The organism is Streptomyces europaeiscabiei (assembly GCF_001550375.1).
In the GTDB taxonomy this organism is placed as follows: domain Bacteria; phylum Actinomycetota; class Actinomycetes; order Streptomycetales; family Streptomycetaceae; genus Streptomyces; species Streptomyces europaeiscabiei.
The window spans coordinates 1-3,357 of sequence record NZ_LRTR01000006.1; the positions used below are offsets into that span (position 1 = coordinate 1).

At 74.0% G+C, this 3,357-nt stretch carries 3 protein-coding genes; all 3 read right to left on the minus strand.

The window, feature by feature from the left end; genetic code table 11:
* The coding region (locus AWZ10_RS00130) for a polyprenyl synthetase family protein (RefSeq protein ID WP_208618424.1) at positions 1-618 on the minus strand (618 nt) is incomplete at its 3' end.
* Positions 615-1,679, minus strand: a complete 1,065-nt coding sequence (locus AWZ10_RS00135) for a tetratricopeptide repeat protein (protein WP_046703450.1) — start codon at positions 1,677-1,679, stop codon at positions 615-617. The genes AWZ10_RS00130 and AWZ10_RS00135, both read right to left, overlap by 4 nt.
* Before the next feature lie 555 nt (positions 1,680-2,234).
* Positions 2,235-3,239: a Rieske (2Fe-2S) protein gene (locus tag AWZ10_RS00140; RefSeq protein ID WP_060890125.1), complete on the minus strand. Its 1,005-nt coding sequence runs from the start codon at positions 3,237-3,239 to the stop codon at positions 2,235-2,237.
* Between the last annotated feature and the right edge of the window lie 118 nt (positions 3,240-3,357).

Consider the following 3,357-nt stretch of genomic DNA (forward strand, 5'->3'; position numbering starts at 1 on the left):
GGCCGCGCAGCCCAGGAGCGCGCCGGTCTTGTGCTCGGCCATGGCCCGGTACTCCGCCGGCCGTACCCGCTCCGGCCCCGTCCAGGGGCGTGCGGCGAACAGCAGGTCGTCCGCCTGCCCGCGCACCAGATCTCCCAGGGCCGCCGACAGCGTCCGCAACACGGGCGCACCCGCCTCGGTGGCGGCGAGCGTCTCGACGGCCAGCGCGAACAGGGCGTCGCCCGCGAGGATCGCGGGCCCGGTGCCATACGCCTTCCAGACCGCGGGGCGACGGCGCCGATCCGTATCGCCGTCCATGATGTCGTCGTGGAGCAGCGAGAAGGCGTGCACCAGTTCCACCGCGACCGCCGCGGGCACCCCGGCCCGGCCAGGGGCACCCACCGCCTCGGCCCCGAGCACGGCCAGTGCCTGCCGCACCCCCTTGCCGCCGGATGCGGCCGTGGGCGCGGGAGCGCCGCCCACCTCGCACCAGCCGAAGGAGTACGCGGCCATCTCACCCACCCAGAGGTGCGTCCGCCCGACCGCCTCCAGCAGCGCGGGCCGCACCATTTCACGGCAACGTCCCAGGACGAGGGGGACGTCGACCGGCGCCTGCAGCGCCGCGGAGAGCGGCGTCACCGTGCGGCCTCCGCCCGGACGCCGCCCTCCTGATGGGCCCGGACCCCGAGCTCTTCGTGCGCCCGCGCCACCATCTGTCTGGCGTGCCGCAACCCGATCCGGTCCAATTCTCTTGCCAGATCGGCCAGTTCGGCAGCCGTCTCGGCATGGTCGCGACCCAGCCTGGCGAGCGCCTTGGCCAGCCCCAGCCGGGCCAGTGCCTGCCCACGCGGCTCGCTCATCTCGCGGAACTCCGCCAGCGCCAGCTCGTACGTGTCCCGCGCCTCGGCGTAACGCCCGGCCCGGTAGTAGACATTGCCACGCATCTTGTGGTTGTAGGCCAGCGCGCTGGAGAGCCGCATCGCCCGGCACGTTGCCTCCGCCTCCGACAGCAGGGCGAGTGCCCGCCCGGCGTCCCCGTCCCGCGCCGAGACGATGTCGGCGAGCCCGCGCAGCGCCCAGGCGTGGCCGCGCCGGTCTTCGGCGCCCGCGGCTATCCCTGCCGCTTCCTCGAACAGCGCGTACGCGCTGTCGTAGGCCCCCCGCTGGCGGTGGATCTGCGCGATGCCCTCCAGCGCCCACACCGTGTGCCGCGCCTCGCCGCGCCGTCGGGCCTCGGCCAGCAACTGCTCGTGCAGCCGGGCGACAGCCTCGTAGTCGCCCTGAATCCTGCCCGTCTCGGCCAGCCCCGCGAGGGAGTAGCCGCGCACGACGACATCACCTCCCTGTTCACCCAGTCCGGCCGCGAGCCCGAGCAGCCGCCGGGCCAGCGCGAACGAACCCCGCTGCCGCGCCAGGGTGCCGCCGCTCCACAGCGCCCACGCCATCGCCCCCTTGTCCCCCGCCGCCCTGGCCGCCCGGTAACTCGCCTTCCACGCCCGGTCGGCCTCCCCTATCTGTCCCAACCGCCGGTGCGCCTCGGCCACCGCGAGTCCGGAGCGCGCCGCCTCGCCGGACTCCCCGGCGCGCTCGGCCTCTCTCAACTGCCGTCTACCGGCCGCCAGTACCTCGGTGAGCGAGGAGTTCACGGAAAGGGTGGTCAGGGCGCCCTGGTATTCGGGGGCGAACGCCTTGCCGTACATGGTTGCCTTTCGGTCCGTACGCATGCCGTCTGTCAGCACATGCCGTCTATACACGCGATCTCTACACGCTGCGTATACATGGCGTGTAGAGAGCGTCGGAAGCGACCCTGGCCCAAGGGCCTCGGAATCATCTGTTGCCGATCAAGATGCCATGCGCGCCAAGGAGGTTGCCCGTGAGGCGCAGATCACCTCACGAGGAGTCTCAGCAGCCCCGGGAGTGGCTTCGCCAGGGGCGTCACGACGATGCCCCTTGGGCTGTCCGACCGCCGCCTTCAACGGCGGCTTTCCACGGCAGCGGGACCAGCAGAGGACTTGCGTCTCGTGACCTGCAGTCAGGCGTTCAGCCCGCCGGCGCGGCGGCCGAGTGCGCGCAACGGCAGCGTGAGGTGCTCGGCGGCGCCCTGGCTCGGCGACTGTGCGACGGCGGGCCCGCGTGGCCGTATCCGTACCTGGCCCGGCCGTACCGGCCCGGGTCGCCGGAGCCTGCGCCTGGCTCCGGTCCCGACGTGCGACGCCACGCGTGGGCGTCGCACGGTCACCGGTCGGCCGCGCGGATCAGTAAGGCAGGCGCCCCGTGGAGCGCAGGTGCCAGCGCCGCTCCGCGTAGGCGAGGTCGTCGCGCCACAGTCGGCCCGCGGCGGCCCGCATGAGCGGCCGCAGCAGCGGAGCCGCCTTACGTGCCACGGCGAAACCGGGCCGGTCCGACGCCGCCACCACGGCCTCCACCACCGCCGTCCGGGGTCTGCCCCGGTCGTCGGGAGCAAGCGGTGTCGCGTGGGTCTCCACCACCGATCCCAGTCCCTCGCCCTCGGTGATGTGCATGACGACCGTACGGGGCTCGGGCGCGGTGAACACCGCCCGCACCGGCACGACGAGCCGCCCGGCGAGTCTGAAGGACACGTCGACGACGAAGCCGTCCTCCTCCCCCGTGGGCACGTCGACGACGGTCAGATCGACGAAGGAGTACGGGTGGAACCAGGCGCCGTGCCACGGATCCAGCCGGTTGGCGACCACGTCCTCCGGCTCGCAGGTGCCGACCGCCACATAGACGGCCGACACCGACGCCGCACGGGCCGGCCGCACCGGCACCACCGGAGCTTCGAGCGGCGGCTCGCCGCCCACGTCGTCCAGCCGCACCCACACCAGCACACCGTCGTCGTACGCGGGCAGCGGCTCCCAGCCCGCGAACGAGGTTCCGGTCAGGGCGAGTCCGTGCCAGTGGCAGACGAGCGTGCCGCAGCGCACAGGGCTGTCCTTCAGCGGCGCGCCCAGATGGGGGCAGACACCGGGCCCGGCGACCAGCCGGCCGTCCGCGTCGCGCCAGACGACCACCTCCCGACCGGCGACCGTCCGGGCCAGGGGACGGTCCTCACGGACGTCCCGGGTCGCGCCGACGACGTACCAGTTGCCCGACGGGCGGGCCTGCGCGCGCTTGAGGGCATTGTCGATCACGGCCGGGCGGGCCTCGCGCCAGGTGGGCCGCTGTCGTTCCCAGGCCACCGGGCCGCGGTTCAGGGACAGGGGATACCGTCCACGGCGGACGGGACGCCGGGGGCTCACACGACCTCCTCGTGCAGCGGGTCCGGTGAGACGGCGACGCCGGCCGGCGGGTGTCCTGCGGCGGGCAGTGCGGCCCTCGCCGTCGGCGGTGCAGTCCGCCGCACCCCGGCGCGCACTC

Excerpts from the sequence above, each read along its gene's own strand:
- AWZ10_RS00135 (WP_046703450.1), bottom strand. The coding sequence starts at position 1,679 with ATGTACGGCAAGGCGTTCGCCCCCGAATACCAGGGCGCCCTGACCACC.